The 14,209-nt window shown below is 63.8% G+C and carries 14 protein-coding genes and 1 tRNA gene; 2 read left to right on the top strand and 13 right to left on the bottom strand.

Annotation, left to right across the window (positions count from 1 at the left end; all coding sequences use genetic code 11):
• Positions 1-84 precede the first annotated feature (84 nt).
• From pheS to CFB47_RS08675, 11 genes are all read right to left on the bottom strand, one after another.
• Positions 85-1,098, bottom strand: a complete 1,014-nt coding sequence (gene pheS, locus CFB47_RS08730) for a phenylalanine--tRNA ligase subunit alpha (protein ID WP_006486107.1) — start codon at positions 1,096-1,098, stop codon at positions 85-87.
• A 148-nt stretch (positions 1,099-1,246) separates the two neighbouring features.
• The gene (gene rplT, locus CFB47_RS08725; RefSeq protein WP_004192938.1) at positions 1,247-1,606 is read right to left on the bottom strand and encodes a 50S ribosomal protein L20; all 360 of its coding nucleotides are present in this window, start codon (positions 1,604-1,606) and stop codon (positions 1,247-1,249) included.
• Positions 1,607-1,635: 29 nt separating this feature from the next.
• Positions 1,636-1,833 (bottom strand): 50S ribosomal protein L35, encoded by a 198-nt coding sequence (gene rpmI / locus CFB47_RS08720; protein WP_004191477.1) that lies wholly within the window; start codon positions 1,831-1,833, stop codon positions 1,636-1,638.
• A 189-nt stretch (positions 1,834-2,022) separates the two neighbouring features.
• On the bottom strand, positions 2,023-2,547 hold the full coding sequence (infC, locus tag CFB47_RS08715) for a translation initiation factor IF-3 (protein WP_071734130.1): 525 nt from the start codon (positions 2,545-2,547) through the stop codon (positions 2,023-2,025).
• A gap of 49 nt (positions 2,548-2,596) precedes the next feature.
• Positions 2,597-4,504 (bottom strand): threonine--tRNA ligase, encoded by a 1,908-nt coding sequence (gene thrS / locus CFB47_RS08710; protein WP_089460966.1) that lies wholly within the window; start codon positions 4,502-4,504, stop codon positions 2,597-2,599.
• Positions 4,505-4,775: 271 nt separating this feature from the next.
• Positions 4,776-4,852 (bottom strand) — tRNA-Val (locus CFB47_RS08700).
• 87 nt (positions 4,853-4,939) lie between these two features.
• Complete coding sequence (locus CFB47_RS08695; protein ID WP_089460965.1) at positions 4,940-7,174, bottom strand: bifunctional (p)ppGpp synthetase/guanosine-3',5'-bis(diphosphate) 3'-pyrophosphohydrolase; 2,235 nt, start codon at positions 7,172-7,174, stop codon at positions 4,940-4,942.
• Between the two features lie 44 nt (positions 7,175-7,218).
• Entirely contained in the window at positions 7,219-7,572 is a 354-nt protein-coding gene (locus CFB47_RS08690; RefSeq protein ID WP_027784253.1) for a RidA family protein, read from the bottom strand.
• Between the two features lie 80 nt (positions 7,573-7,652).
• Positions 7,653-8,549 carry an alpha/beta fold hydrolase gene (locus tag CFB47_RS08685; protein ID WP_089430982.1) on the bottom strand — a complete coding sequence of 299 codons (897 nt, stop codon included), beginning with the start codon at positions 8,547-8,549 and terminating at the stop codon, positions 7,653-7,655.
• Between the two features lie 199 nt (positions 8,550-8,748).
• Positions 8,749-9,390, bottom strand: a complete 642-nt coding sequence (locus CFB47_RS08680) for a CoA transferase subunit B (protein ID WP_089439875.1) — start codon at positions 9,388-9,390, stop codon at positions 8,749-8,751.
• 1 nt (position 9,391) lies between these two features.
• Positions 9,392-10,096, bottom strand: coding sequence for a CoA transferase subunit A (locus CFB47_RS08675; protein ID WP_089439874.1), 705 nt, complete (start codon positions 10,094-10,096; stop codon positions 9,392-9,394).
• Between the two features lie 223 nt (positions 10,097-10,319).
• Between CFB47_RS08675 and CFB47_RS08670 the strand changes: the two genes are divergently transcribed.
• On the top strand, positions 10,320-10,865 hold the full coding sequence (locus tag CFB47_RS08670) for a LuxR C-terminal-related transcriptional regulator (RefSeq protein ID WP_089425197.1): 546 nt from the start codon (positions 10,320-10,322) through the stop codon (positions 10,863-10,865).
• Between the two features lie 112 nt (positions 10,866-10,977).
• Here CFB47_RS08670 and CFB47_RS08665 read toward each other — a convergent pair whose 3' ends face one another.
• Positions 10,978-11,409: a thioesterase family protein gene (locus tag CFB47_RS08665; protein WP_089460964.1), complete on the bottom strand. Its 432-nt coding sequence runs from the start codon at positions 11,407-11,409 to the stop codon at positions 10,978-10,980.
• A gap of 32 nt (positions 11,410-11,441) precedes the next feature.
• The gene (locus CFB47_RS08660; protein WP_089439872.1) at positions 11,442-12,224 is read right to left on the bottom strand and encodes an SDR family oxidoreductase; all 783 of its coding nucleotides are present in this window, start codon (positions 12,222-12,224) and stop codon (positions 11,442-11,444) included.
• A 178-nt stretch (positions 12,225-12,402) separates the two neighbouring features.
• On the opposite strand from CFB47_RS08660, the gene CFB47_RS08655 reads away from it, so the two are divergent.
• The gene (locus tag CFB47_RS08655) at positions 12,403-14,076 is read left to right on the top strand and encodes an electron transfer flavoprotein-ubiquinone oxidoreductase (protein WP_089460963.1); all 1,674 of its coding nucleotides are present in this window, start codon (positions 12,403-12,405) and stop codon (positions 14,074-14,076) included.
• The last annotated feature ends 133 nt before the right edge of the window (positions 14,077-14,209 follow it).

Below are 14,209 nucleotides of genomic sequence, written 5' to 3'. Positions count from 1 at the left end.
TCGAAACAGGTTAGATCGACGCCCGGGCCCCTCGGAAATGTCCGTCGGGGCGTGCACGGGCACAGGTCGGCGCGGCGCGCGGCGTTACGCGAACTGGCGCAGGAAACGCAGGTCGTTCTCGAAGAACAGCCGGAGATCCTGGACGCCGTAGCGCAGCATCGTCAGGCGCTCGAGGCCGCTGCCGAACGCAAAGCCGATGTAGCGCTCGGGATCGAGGCCCATGTTGCGAATCACGGTCGGATGCACCTGCCCCGAACCAGAGATCTCGAGCCACTTGCCGGCGTTCTTGCCTTGCTCGAACATCATGTCGATCTCGGCCGACGGTTCCGTGAACGGGAAATACGACGGACGGAAGCGCACGAGAATGTCGTCGCGCTCGAAGAATTTTTTCAGGAAGTCGGTATAGACGCCCTTGAGGTCGGCGAAGCTGATGTTTTCGTCGATCCACAGCCCCTCGACCTGATTGAACATCGGCGAGTGGGTCGCATCGCTGTCGACGCGATACGTGCGGCCCGGCGCGATCACCTTGATCGGCGGACGGTTCATGCGCGCGTAACGCACCTGCATCGGGCTCGTGTGCGTGCGCAGCAGCAGCTGGCGGCCGTCGGCATCCTTGCCTTCGACGTAGAAGGTGTCCTGCATCGAACGCGCCGGATGGTTCTCCGGGCTGTTCAGCGACGTGAAGTTGTACCAGTCGGTCTCGATTTCGGGGCCGTCGGCCACATCGAAACCGATCGAGCCGAAAATCTGTTCGACACGCTCCCACGTGCGCATCACGGGGTGCAGGCTGCCTGCACCGGCGCCGCGGCCCGGCAACGTCACGTCGATCGCTTCGGCAGTGAGGCGCTGATTCAGCAGCGCGTCGGCCAGTGCCTGGCGACGGGCGGTCAGCGCGGCTTCAACCTGCTGCTTCGCGACGTTGATGCGTGCGCCTTCGGTCTTGCGTGCTTCGGGATCGAGCTTGCCGAGGCCCTTCAGCAACTCGGTCAGCGCACCCGACTTGCCGAGAAATCGTGCTTTCTCGTTTTCGAGCGTGGTGATGTCGGCAGCCTGTTCGAAGGACTGCTGCGCGTCGGCGACAATCTGGTCCAGATCCATAGATCCCATCATTTCCAACGTCATTCGGTCTTGGCGAGCGAAATCGCCCACCAAACAAAAAAGGGGCTCGGAAGAGCCCCGTTTTCGCTGCAGCGGCCGAGACTACCGGAACCTCGCTGCAACTAACCACGCAGTGCTAATTTCGCAATTAGGCTGCAACGGCGGCTTTCACCTGCTTGACGATCGCAGCAAAAGCAGCCTTGTCGAACACCGCCATGTCGGCCAGAACCTTACGGTCGAGTTCGATCGACGCCTTCTTCAGGCCGTTGATGAACACGCTGTAGGTCATGTCGTGCTGGCGAACTGCCGCGTTGATACGCGTGATCCACAGTGCGCGGAACACACGCTTCTTGTTGCGGCGATCGCGGTACGCGTACTGACCAGCGCGCATCACCGCCTGCTTGGCGATGCGGTAGACGTTATTGCGGCGGCCGCGATAACCCTTGGCCAGGTTGATGATCTTCTTGTGGCGGGCCCGTGCGGTTACCCCACGTTTGACTCGAGGCATGTTTCTCTCCTTAGAGTATCAGTTAGGGGTTACGCGAACGGCAGCATCGCGCGGACGGAGTTCAGATCGGAATCATGAACTGCCGTTGCGCCGCGCAGGTGACGCTTGTTCTTCGTGGTTTTCTTGGTCAGGATGTGACGCTTGAAGGCTTGACCGCGCTTGACGGTACCGCCCGGACGCACCACGAAGCGCTTTGCAGCACTCTTCTTGGTCTTCATCTTAGGCATGACGAACAACTCCAGTTTATTAGATGGCGATGGGTGTGCGGTTGGCTTGCGCCCTTGACCCGCCCTTCGAAACCCAGTCCACTTGTGTACGGCAAACCGCTTGCGCAGCCGCCGTCATTGCTGGCGCGCCGCCCTGACCGGGCAACGCGCCGAACCTCTGCGAACCTGCGCGCGACGCGCGCGGGCCCGTTACTTCTTTTTCTTCGGCGAGAGCACCATGATCATCTGGCGCCCTTCCATCTTCGGCATCTGCTCGACCTGGCCGACTTCCTCGAGATCCGTGCGCAGACGCTCAAGCATCCGCATACCGATTTCCTGGTGAGCCATTTCGCGGCCGCGGAAACGCAACGTGATCTTCGTCTTGTCGCCTTCTTCGAGGAAGCGCACGAGATTGCGGAGCTTGACGTTGTAGTCACCGTCATCGGTACCCGGGCGGAACTTGACTTCCTTGACCTGGATGACCTTCTGCTTCAGCTTCGCTTCGTGCTGCTTCTTCGACTCCTGGTACTTGAACTTGCCGTAATCCATCAGACGGCAAACCGGGGGAACCGCTTGCGGCGCGATTTCCACCAGGTCAACATCCAGTTCTTCCGATTTACGGAAAGCATCAGCGAGTTTTACGATACCGAGCGGTTCGTTCTCGATCCCGACCAGGCGCACTTCCGGCGCAGTGATTTCACCGTTGATGCGGTGCGACGACTTATCAGTAGCGATGTTACGTTTCCTCTAAAAATTAAAAAAACGAGCCGCGCTGCCAGGGCGGTTACTTGAACGAGCGCAGGTCTTCCTGCAGACGCTCAACGAAGGCTTCGACCGGCATCACGCCAAGATCGACGCCGCCACGGGCACGCACGGCTACCGTTTGCGCATCACGCTCCTTGTCCCCCACGACGAGGAGATAAGGCACCTTTTCCAGCGTGTGCTCGCGTATTTTATAGCTAATCTTCTCATTGCGCAAATCGGCCGTCACTCTAACCCCTTGTTTTTGCAACGATTGGGCCAGAGATTGCGCATATTCGGCCTGACTTTCGGCGATATTGAGCACAACTGCCTGTAACGGCGCGAGCCAGGCCGGCATCGCACCAGCGTGGTGCTCGATCAAAATGCCGAGGAAACGCTCCATCGAACCGACGATCGCACGGTGCAGCATCACCGGACGGCGACGGCTGCTGTCATCCGCGACATACTCGGCGCCGAGGCGCTCCGGCAGCACCATGTCGAGCTGCAGCGTGCCGCACTGCCACGAACGGCCGAGCGCATCCTTGATGTGGTACTCGATCTTCGGACCGTAGAACGCGCCTTCACCCGGCAGCTCTTCCCACGTGAGGCCGCACGCCGTCAGCGCGTCGCGCAGGCCCTGCTCGGCGCGATCCCAGGTCTCGTCCGTACCCGCGCGCTGCTCCGGGCGCAGCGACAGCTTGATGTCGATGTGATCGAAACCGAAGTCCTTGTACACGCTCATCGCCAGCGTGTTGAACGCGATCGATTCCGAGATGAACTGGTCTTCCGTACAGAAGATGTGCGCATCGTCCTGCACGAAGCCGCGCACGCGCATCAGGCCGTGCAGCGCGCCCGATGCCTCGTTGCGGTGGCACGAACCGAATTCCGCGTAACGCAGCGGCAGGTCGCGGTACGAGCGCAGGCCGTGCTTGAACACCTGGACGTGGCCCGGGCAGTTCATCGGCTTGATCGCGTAGTCGCGCTTCTCCGACTCCGTCGTGAACATGTTCTCGCGGTAGTTCTGCCAGTGACCCGACGCTTCCCACAGCGAGCGGTCCATGATCATCGGCGTCTTGATCTCGAGGTAGCCGGCTTCGTTCACGCGGCGGCGCATGTACTGCTCGACCTGCTGCCACAGCGCCCAGCCCTTCGGATGCCAGAACACCATGCCCGGCGACTCTTCCTGCATGTGGAACAGGTCGAGCTGCTTGCCGAGCTTGCGGTGGTCGCGCTTTTCCGCTTCCTCGAGCATGTGCAGGTACTGGTCCTGGTCTTCCTTCTTCGTCCAGGCCGTGCCGTAGATGCGCTGCAGCTGCTCATTCTTCGAATCGCCGCGCCAGTACGCGCCGGCGACCTTCATCAGCTTGAAGACCTTCAGCTTGCCGGTGGACGGCACGTGCGGGCCGCGGCACAGATCGGTAAAGCCGCCGTGCGAATACAGCTTGATTTCGTCGCTTTGCGGAATCGACTCGATGATCTCGGCCTTGTACTTCTCGCCGATGCTGCGGAAGTAGCCCGCCGCTTCGTCACGCGACACGACTCGGCGCGTCACGGGCTCGTCCTTCTTCGCGAGCTCCTGCATGCGCTTTTCGATCTTTTCCAGATCTTCGGGCGTAAACGGGCGGTTGTACGAGAAGTCGTAATAGAAACCGTTGTCGATCACCGGGCCGATCGTCACCTGCGCGTCCGGATACAGTTCCTTCACCGCGTACGCGAGCAAGTGCGCCGTCGAGTGACGGATGATGTCGAGGCCGTCGGCGTCCTTGTCGGTCACGATCGCGAGCGACGCGTCGCGGTCGATCACGGCCGACGTATCGACGAGCTCGCCATCGAGCTTGCCACCAAGCGCAGCCTTCGCAAGGCCGGGACCGATCGAGGCTGCAACCTCGGCAACTGTCACCGGATGCTCGTATTGTCGAACTGAGCCGTCAGGCAAGCGTATCGAAACCATAGCAATCTCCGTGATGCCGACAGTGGGCGGCAGACCAGGTACGCGATATAAAAATCACGCGGGAAAATTTCACGACAAAAAAAATGCGGCCCCGCTTTCGAGGGGCCGCATTCGATACTTCACTCAAACTGAAAGGGCGAAAGGGTTCCTCGACTAGCGTCGCTCCGAAAAAGTTTCGGTCAACGTTCGCGGTGTCATAACCGTATTCGCCTTGTTCGCGTTGAGTTATTTGCTGCATCGAACACCCGGCAAGCGGGCATTCTCAATTCGTTGGTAGGCTCGATTGGACTCGAACCAACGACCCCCACCATGTCAAGGTGGTGCTCTAACCAGCTGAGCTACGAGCCTAGTGAAGCTAAGATTATATAGAGCCCTTACCCGCTTGGCAAGTATTTTTATGCGGTCGCAGCAAAATAACGGTGTTCGAGCCCCACTTCAGGCCTTCCGCCCCGCCCGCACGACGCCCTGCACCTCGCCGAGCAGCGTGCACGCGCGCTGCACCTGCGCCGAATTCGACACCTCGACCGTGAACTGCATGAATGCCGCATTGCGGCGGCTCTGCGTCTTCACGCCCACGACGTTCATCTTCTCGCGCGCAAACACTTCGGAGATGTCGCGCAGCAACCCTTGCCGGTCGCTCGCCTCGATCATCAGGTCGACCGGATAGACCGACGCACCGCGCCCGCCGAGCACGTCGGCCGACCAGGTCGTCTGCAGCACGCGCTCCGGCGCGCGCTCGACCATACGGCGGAACGTCGGGCAATCGGCGCGGTGGATCGACATCCCCTTGCCGCGCGTGACGAAACCGCTGATCGGATCGGGCGGCGCCGGACGGCAGCAGCGCGCGAGCTGGGTCAGCAGCGCGTCGACGCCCACGACCAGCACACCGGTCGACGCGCCATGCGCGACGCTCGCGCCGCTGCTGCGCTTCTCGAAATCGGCAGGCGCTTCGGGCGCCGGCTCGGGCGGCGGCGCATCGGACAGCGCGTGCTCGACATTGCGCAGGCTGAACTCTTCCTTGCCGACGACCGAGAACAACTCCTCGGGCGACTTGAAGCCGAGCTTCGCGGCGAGATTATCCAGGCTGACCGACGTCTTGCCCTCGCGTTGCAGCGTCTTTTCGACGAGCGCGCGGCCATGCGCGACGTTTTCTTCCTGCTCGATCGAGTTGAACCACGCACGCACTTTCTGACGCGCGCGCGGGCTCTTCATATAGCCGAGCTGCAGGTTCAGCCAGTCGCGCGACGGCCCGCCCTCCTTCACCGCGACGATCTCGACCGTCTGGCCGTTTGCGAGCGGCGTATTGAGCGGCACCATCGCGCCGTCGACGCGGGCGCCACGGCAGCGATGACCCAGCTCGCTGTGCAGGTGGTATGCGAAATCGACCGGCGTCGCGCCCTGCGGCAACGCGATCACGCGTGCCTGCGGCGTCAGTACGTAGATGTGATCGTCGTCGAGCGACGTCTCGCGCAATTGCGCCCACGCCTTGTCGCCGGACTTTTCCGCACCGTCCTCGACGTCATCCTTCCACGCGAGCAGCTGGCGCAGCCATGCAATCTTCTCGTCGTACTTGTCGCTTGCCGAGAACTGGCCGCCGTAGCCGCGCGCGCCGGCTTCCTTGTAGCGCCAGTGCGCGGCGACGCCGTACTCGGCGAAACGGTGCATCTCCTGCGTGCGGATCTGCACTTCGAACGCACGGCCATCGTCGCCGATCACGACCGTGTGCAGCGACTTGTAGCCGTTCGGCTTCGGTCGCGAGATGTAGTCGTCGAATTCCTTCGGCACCGGCTGCCACAGGTGATGCACGATGCCGAGCACCGCGTAGCAATCCTTGATGTCCGGCACGATCACGCGAAACGCGCGCACGTCGTACAGCTCGGAGAAGTCGAGTTCCTTGCCGCGCATCTTGCGCCAGATGCTGTAGATATGCTTCGGCCGGCCGCTCACGTCGGCCTGGATGTGCGCATCCGCCAGCTCTTGCTGCAACCGGTCGATCGCCTGCGTGACGTACGCTTCGCGCTCGATGCGTTTCTCGTCGAGCAGCTTCGCGATCCGCTTGTAGGTGACGGGATCCTCGAAGCGGAACGCGAGATCCTCGAGCTCCCACTTCAACTGCCAGATGCCGAGACGGTTCGCGAGCGGCGCGTAGATCTCGAGCGTCTCGCGCGCGACGTCGGGCGGCGGGTCGATCTTCGCGGCCGCGTAGTAGCGCAGCGACTGCAAGCGCGACGCGAGCCGGATCAGCACGACGCGGATGTCCTGTGCGAACGCCAGCAGCATCTTGCGCAGCGCCTCGATCTGCGTGCGCCGCTCTTCGGCCGCATCGCGCCCGGCGTCGGCCCCCGCGTTCTGCGCGGCACGCAGGCTGACGGTACCGAGCCGCAACAGCTTGCGCACGTCGGACACGAGCCGCGCCACTTCGTCGCCGAAACGCTCGGTGAGCTCGCGTTCGGGGTCGCTCAGGTGCGGCGTCAGCACGAACAGCGCGGCCGCCTGCATCGCGGACGGATCGACATTCAGCGTGCGCATGATCGACGCCGTGCCCGCCGAGTGATCCGCGAGCAGTTCGCCCGACGACAGGCGCACGTCGCCGGCCCGCTCGCGCACGAACGCGAGCACGTCGTCGAACGACGGCGCCGCGACGGGGGAGGCGGAAACGGACTCGGTCATTGCTCGGCCTGGCGAAATGCGATCATCGTCGGGTGACGTTCAGTTCAGCTCCGCTGCGCGGCGACGACCACGATCTCGACGAGCAGCGCGGGATCCGCGAGCTTCGCCTCGACGGTGGCGCGCGGCGGCGTATTGCCCTGCGCGACCCATGCATCCCACTCCGCATTCATGCCTTCGAAGTTCGCCAGATCCGAGATGTAGATCTGAACCGACAGCAGATGCGCCTTGTCGCTGTTCGCTTCAGCGAGCAGGCGATCGATGTGGCCGAGCACTTCGCGCGTCTGGCCCCTGATGTCCTGCGTGGTGTCTTCGGCGATCTGGCCGGCCAGATACACGGTACCGTTGTGGATCGCGGTTTCGGAGAGACGGGCCCCGACGTGGTGACGAATGACTGCCATGGAATGTTCCGGTCGTGAGTGGATGGAGATTCGGGCGGCGGCACGGCCCGCGTGCCGTCGAACCGCATATTATGACGCGTTTATGCGCCGCCTTCGACGAAAAACCGCCGCGCGAGCGCAATCTGGCTTGCGTCGATGAACGCCGGCGCGTGGCCCGCCCCTGGAATCTCGGCATGGGTCACATGCCGGCCGCGACGCTCCATCTCGGCCACCGTCTCGCGCGACAGCAGGTCGGACGTCTCGCCGCGCACGACGAGCAACGACGCGTTCGTCGTCTCGATCGCGTGCCACAGCGCGGCCTCGCCGAGCGCCGCCAATTCGGGCGTCGTCGCCTTGAACGGTTCGGCGATACGCGGATCGTAGCGAACCGTCCAGCCCCCCTCGGGCAGCTCGCGCAGCAGCGGCCCGTTGATCTCGCGCCATTCGTCGGCAGTCAGCGCCCCGAACGGCAGCGACAGCGACGTCAGATAGTCGATGCCCTCCTGCCGGGTCGCAAAGCGCGGCTGCACGCCGAGATATTCGCCGATGCGCGTGAGCGACTCGGGTTCGATGCGCGGGCCGACGTCGTTGACGATCATCCGGCGCAGCGGCGAACCCGGTAGCCCCGCGAACGCCATGCCGATCAACCCGCCCATCGACGTGCCGAACCAGTCGACCGATTCGACGTCGAGCCGCGCGATCAGCGTCACCATGTCGGACACGTATTGCGGGATCGCATAGAGCCGCGGATCGGCGAGCCAGTCCGACTGGCCGCGCCCGACGACATCGGGGCAGACGACGCGATACGTATCGGACAGCGCCGCGGCGAGCCGGTCGAAATCGCGCCCGGAACGGGTCAGGCCATGCACGCAGACCAGCACGCGCGGGTTGGCGGGATCGCCCCACTCGGTATAGGCGACGTGGTGAAGGCCGGCCGCGCTCGCACACTGCACGCGCCGCTGGCGAGGAACCTGGGAATTCGCTGGGGTCGTTGGCATCGTTGGCATCCTGTCGAACGGGGGCGACGCGCAGGGCAACGCATGCGACGCCCGATGCAAACGATTGTAAACCGCTTCAGCCGCACGGGTCCGCTCGCCGGGCACCCGACAATCGGCCGGACGGATGACACCATGACAAACGCCCCGCATGCCGTCGTCCGGCATGCGGGGCGTCGAAGCTGCGCGTACGCGCGAAACCTTATGCGACCGCGCTGACGTCGAGCGGCGCGCCCGTCTTCGCCTGGATCTCGTCGACGCTCACGCCGTCGGCGAGTTCAAGCACCTTCAGGCCGGACGGCGTCACTTCGATCACGCCGAGATCGGTGATGATCAGGTCGACCACGCCGACGCCCGTCAGCGGCAGGTTGCATTCCTCGAGGATCTTGTGCTGGTCGCCCTTCGCGACATGCTCCATCAGCACGACGACGCGCTTGACGCCGGCGACGAGATCCATCGCGCCGCCCATCCCCTTGATCATCTTGCCGGGGATCATCCAGTTCGCGAGGTCGCCCTGCTTGCTGACCTGCATTGCGCCGAGGATCGCCAGGTTGATGTGGCCGCCGCGGATCATCGCGAACGAATCGGCCGACGAGAAGATCGACGAACCCGGCAGCGTCGTGACGGTCTGCTTGCCGGCGTTGATGAGATCGGCGTCGACTTCGTCTTCGGTCGGCGACGGGCCGATGCCGAGCAGGCCGTTCTCCGACTGCAGCCACACCTCGACACCTTCCGGCACGTGGTTCGCAACGAGCGTCGGCAAGCCGATGCCGAGATTCACGTAGAAGCCGTCCTGCAATTCCTTCGCCGCGCGCGCGGCCATCTGGTCACGATTCCAGGCCATGTCAGTCTCCTTTGGCGCGTACGACGCGTTGTTCGATGCGTTTTTCGGGCGTCGCGTTCAGCACGATGCGCTGCACGAAAATCCCCGGCGTGTGGATGTGGTCCGGATCGAGCGCGCCGTTCTCGACGATCTCCTCGACCTCGGCGACGGTGATCTTGCCGGCCATCGCGCACATCGGGTTGAAATTGCGCGCGGTGCGGCGAAAGATCAGGTTGCCGGACTTGTCGGCCTTCCAGGCCTTCACGAGCGCGACATCGGCCGTCAGCGACGGCTCGAGCACGTAGTGGCGATCGCCGAACTGGCGCGTTTCCTTGCCTTCCGCGATCACGGTGCCGTAGCCCGTGTTCGTGAAGAATGCCGGGATGCCTGCACCGCCCGCGCGCAGCTTTTCGGCGAGCGTGCCTTGCGGCGTGAATTCGAGCTCGAGTTCGCCGGCCAGGTACTGGCGCTCGAACTCCTTGTTCTCGCCGACGTACGACGAGATCATCTTCTTGATCTGGCGCGTTTCCAGCAGCAGGCCGAGGCCGAAACCGTCGACGCCCGCGTTGTTGCTGATGCAGGTGATGCCCTTGACGCCCGTATCGCGCAACGCCGCGATCAGCGCCTCGGGAATCCCGCACAGGCCGAAGCCGCCCACCGCGAAGGTCTGTCCGTCGCGGACGATCCCTTCCAGCGCGGCAGCCGCGCTTGGATAGACTTTGTTCATCAGTTGTCCCTTCCTCTATGGAAACCAGCGAAACCGGTTCACGCGCCCACGTGGCCCGCAAGCCCGCCGCATCATTCTATGCATGCACGGCGATGCCTGCGTCGAGGCGCGCTGTTTTTATAACGCGGCAAACCGCCACGAGATGCCTGAAAGGGTACGATGCGGCGCGGATGCGGCACAATACGCAAAAATACATAAGCGTTTGCCTCCGCTTGCCTGCGCCATGCCCGCTCTCGATTACCAGACTGCCTTCCACCTCGCGCCGCTCGGCCTCGTGCTGTCGCGCGACCGCGTGATCGAGGACTGCAACGACGCGCTCGCGTCGATCTTCCGCTGCGCGCGGGCCGACCTGATCGGGAAGTCGTACGAGGTGCTCTACCCGTCGACGGACGAATTCCAGCGCATCGGCGAGCGCATCGCGCGCGTGATGGCCGCGAACGGCATCTACTCGGATGACAGAATCATGAAACGGGCGGACGGCGAACTGTTCTGGTGCCACGTCACCGGCCGCGCGATCGACCGCACCGCCCCGCTTGCGGCGGGTGTGTGGACCTTCGAGGATTTGAGCGCGACGCGCCGGGTCGCCGTCGAACTGACCCCGCGCGAGCGTGAGATCGCCGCGCAGCTCGCGACCGGCAAGACCAGCAAGCAGATCGGGCGCGTGCTGGACATCAGCTCGCGCACGGTCGACATCTACCGCGCACGGCTGATGCGCAAGTATGGGACCAACAATACGCCGGAGTTGCTGCAGCGCCTGCTCGGGCAGTGAGTGACGGCGCCCGGATGACAATCGGCCGCACACGGCGGCCGATTCGGGAAACAACGGGTATCGCGTGCCGCCCCGGCGACCTTGTGCCGGCCCGGACTCGCCGACTCGACGCTTAGCCGACCTTCGCCGCGAGCGCGCGCTCGATCGTGTCGCGCAGCAACTGGGGCAGCGGCACCGACTTGCCGAGCGCGTAGTCGACCCACACGCAGCGTGCATTGCCGCGCGCATAGACATGCTGCGGATCGTCGGTGCGCGTCAGTTCGAAACCGGTGTCGAAGCTGCTGCGGCCGGGTTTCGCAGCCGACATCTTCGCGATCACGTCGCCCGGATAGTGCAGCTGCTTGAGAAATTCCATCGACGCCGTGACGATGACGGGCCCCTGCCCCTCGCCGTTGCCGCCGGCAATGCCGAGCGCCTCGAACCACGAAATCCGCGCCTGCTCCATGTAGCGGAAATAGACCGTGTTGTTCACATGGCCGAATGCGTCCATGTCGCCCCAGCGGATCGGCATCGACATCTCAAAAACGGGGGAATAATCGCTCATTGCAGTCTTCTTTGTTGCGGTATGTCATCAGCTCAGGCGAGGCCGAAGCCATCGTCGGCGGAGATAATCGAGCCATTGATGAACTGCGACTCGTCGGCCGCGAGCAGCAACAACAGCCCGTCGAGATCCTGCGGCTTGCCGACGCGCCGGCGCGGCAGCATCGACTGCAGCTTCTGGCCCTGCTCGGTTTCCCACAGGTAATGATTGATTTCGGTATCGATATAGCCCGGACAGATCGCGTTGACGTTGATCCCGTGGCGCCCCCATTCGAGCGCCATCGCGCGCGTCATCTGCACGACCGCGGCCTTGCTCATCGCGTACAGCCCGATCTGCGGAAACACGCGCAGGCCGGCCACCGACGCAATGTTGATGATCCGGCACGGCGGCTTGCCGTTGCCGCTTCCGTTCGCGCGCATGATCATCCGCTTCGCGACTTCCTGCGCGACGAAAAATGCGCCGCGCGTGTTGGTGTCGAATACGAACTCGAAATCCTCCGGCGTCACGTCGACGAGCTTCTGCATCGTCGAGACACCCGAATTGTTCACGAGGATGTCGATCGTACCGGCTTCCGTCTCCGCGTGCGCGACCGCCGCCTTGATGCTCTGGACATCGGTGACGTCGAGCGACACGACGTGCGCGGCGCCGCCCGCCGCCTCGATCTCGGCACGCAGCTCCTTCAGGCGCTCGACGCGACGGCTCGCGAGCACGACCTTCGCACCGGCCTGCGACAGCACCTGCGCAAAGCGCTGCCCAAGGCCGCTCGACGCGCCCGTGACCAGCGCAACCTTGCCTTCCAGATTGATCGACCGACCCATTTGCACTTCCCCTTTCGATGTCGTTTCGCCGCCACGGGCAGCACAGCCCGAGCCGCATTACCCTAGCACTAAAATAGAACGATCGTGCTAATCTAGCCGCATGCTGTTGCGGCAAGCGTTTCGTTTCGCAGACAATACGCTCCCGAATAAAAGCATTCTAACGGTTAGAGGAACGCCAATGACCCCCGCAAGCCTCATCGAGCAATATGGCCCGCGCGAATCGATGGAATACGACGTCGTGATCGTCGGCGGCGGCCCCGCCGGGCTGTCGGCGGCGATCCGGCTCAAGCAGCTGGCCGCCGAGAAAGGCACCGAGATCGGCGTGTGCGTGCTCGAGAAGGGTTCCGAGATCGGCGCGCACATCCTGTCGGGCGCGGTGATGGACCCGCGCGCGATCACCGAGCTGTTCCCCGACTGGAAGGAACGCGGCGCGCCGCTCGACGTCGAGGTGACGGAAGACCGCTTCCTGTTCCTGTCCGAGAAGAGCGCGGTCACCACGCCCAACTGGGCGCTGCCCGCCAACTTCCAGAACCACGGCAACTACGTGATTTCGCTGGGCAACGTCACGCGCTGGCTTGGCGCACAGGCCGAAGCGCTCGGCGTCGAGATCTTCCCCGGCTTTCCGGCCGCGGAGATCCTCTACAACGACGATGGCTCGGTCAAAGGCGTCGCGACCGGCAACATGGGCGTGGGCAAGGACGGCGAGCCGACCGAGAACTTCCAGCTCGGCATGGAGCTGCATGCGAAATACACGCTGTTCGCCGAAGGCTGCCGCGGCCATCTGGGCCGCCAGCTGATCTCGAAGTTCAAGCTCGACGCGAACGCGGATCCGCAGGCCTACGGGATCGGCATCAAGGAACTGTGGGAGATCGACCCGGCCAAGCACAAGCCGGGCCTCGTGATCCATACGGCCGGCTGGCCGCTGAAGTCGGATACGTACGGCGGCTCGTTCCTGTATCACATGGACAACAATCAGGTCGTGGTCGGCTTCGTGGTGGGCCTGGGTTATACGAACCCGTACCTGTCGCCGTTCGAGGAATTCCAGCGCTACAAGACGCATCCGTCGATCCGCGCGTTCCTGGAAGGCGGCAAGCGCGTGTCGTACGGCGCGCGTGCGATCACCGCGGGTGGGCTGCTGTCGCTGCCGAAGACGGTGTTCCCGGGCGGCGCGCTGATCGGCGACGACGCGGGCTTCCTGAATGCGTCGCGGATCAAGGGCAGCCACGCGGCGATCAAGACCGGCATGCTGGCGGCCGACGCCGCGTTCGACGCGGTGCAGGCCGGCCGCCAGTCGGACGAGCTCAACGCGTACCCGGATGCGTTCAAGCAGTCGTGGCTGTACACGGAGCTGTACCGCGCGCGCAACTTCAAGCAGTGGATGGCCAAGGGCCTGTACCTCGGCACGCTGATGGTCGGGCTCGAGCAGAAGGTGATGGGCGGCAACGTGCCGTGGACGCTGCACCACAAGCATGCGGATCACGAGATGCTGAAGCCGGCGTCGCAATGCCAGCCGATCGAGTATCCGAAGCCGGACGGCAAGCTGACGTTCGATCGACTGTCGTCGGTGTTCATCTCGAACACGAACCACGAGGAGAACCAGCCGGCGCACCTGACGCTGAAGGATGCGAATGTGCCGGTGAACGTTAACCTGCGCACGTACGCGGGGCCGGAGGGCCGTTTCTGCCCGGCGGCGGTGTACGAATTCGTGAAGAACGACGACGGCAGTGACCGCCTGGTGATCAACGCGCAGAACTGCGTGCACTGCAAGACCTGCGACATCAAGGATCCGACGCAGAACATCGTGTGGGTCACGCCGGAAGGCGGTGGCGGGCCGAATTACCCGAACATGTAATGGCCGGAACGCGCCGCCACGAGCGGCGCGCTTTTTCGGGTGCCGCAAACGAAACGGGGCGCTGCTTGATGCAGCGCCCCGTTTTGCATGCTCCGCGCAACTGCCGGCGAGACGCGCTGCGCCCCGCCCGCTT

This window comes from Burkholderia sp. AU27893, assembly GCF_002223205.1.
GTDB lineage: Bacteria > Pseudomonadota > Gammaproteobacteria > Burkholderiales > Burkholderiaceae > Burkholderia.
The sequence above is the reverse complement of the archived record's forward strand: the minus strand, read 5'-3'. Positions and strand labels throughout refer to the sequence as shown.

Coding starts and splice junctions, on each gene's coding strand:
- CFB47_RS08660 (WP_089439872.1), bottom strand. CDS start 12,224: ATGGGTCGGTCGATCAATCTGGAAGGCAAGGTTGCGCTGGTCACGGGC.
- CFB47_RS08680 (WP_089439875.1), bottom strand. CDS start 9,390: ATGGCCTGGAATCGTGACCAGATGGCCGCGCGCGCGGCGAAGGAATTG.
- CFB47_RS08695 (WP_089460965.1), bottom strand. CDS start 7,174: ATGACCGAGTCCGTTTCCGCCTCCCCCGTCGCGGCGCCGTCGTTCGAC.
- thrS (WP_089460966.1), bottom strand. CDS start 4,504: ATGGTTTCGATACGCTTGCCTGACGGCTCAGTTCGACAATACGAGCAT.
- pheS (WP_006486107.1), bottom strand. CDS start 1,098: ATGGATCTGGACCAGATTGTCGCCGACGCGCAGCAGTCCTTCGAACAG.
- CFB47_RS08685 (WP_089430982.1), bottom strand. CDS start 8,549: ATGCCAACGACCCCAGCGAATTCCCAGGTTCCTCGCCAGCGGCGCGTG.
- CFB47_RS08655 (WP_089460963.1), top strand. CDS start 12,403: ATGACCCCCGCAAGCCTCATCGAGCAATATGGCCCGCGCGAATCGATG.
- rpmI (WP_004191477.1), bottom strand. CDS start 1,833: ATGCCTAAGATGAAGACCAAGAAGAGTGCTGCAAAGCGCTTCGTGGTG.
- CFB47_RS08670 (WP_089425197.1), top strand. CDS start 10,320: ATGCCCGCTCTCGATTACCAGACTGCCTTCCACCTCGCGCCGCTCGGC.
- rplT (WP_004192938.1), bottom strand. CDS start 1,606: ATGCCTCGAGTCAAACGTGGGGTAACCGCACGGGCCCGCCACAAGAAG.
- CFB47_RS08665 (WP_089460964.1), bottom strand. CDS start 11,409: ATGAGCGATTATTCCCCCGTTTTTGAGATGTCGATGCCGATCCGCTGG.
- CFB47_RS08675 (WP_089439874.1), bottom strand. CDS start 10,096: ATGAACAAAGTCTATCCAAGCGCGGCTGCCGCGCTGGAAGGGATCGTC.
- CFB47_RS08690 (WP_027784253.1), bottom strand. CDS start 7,572: ATGGCAGTCATTCGTCACCACGTCGGGGCCCGTCTCTCCGAAACCGCG.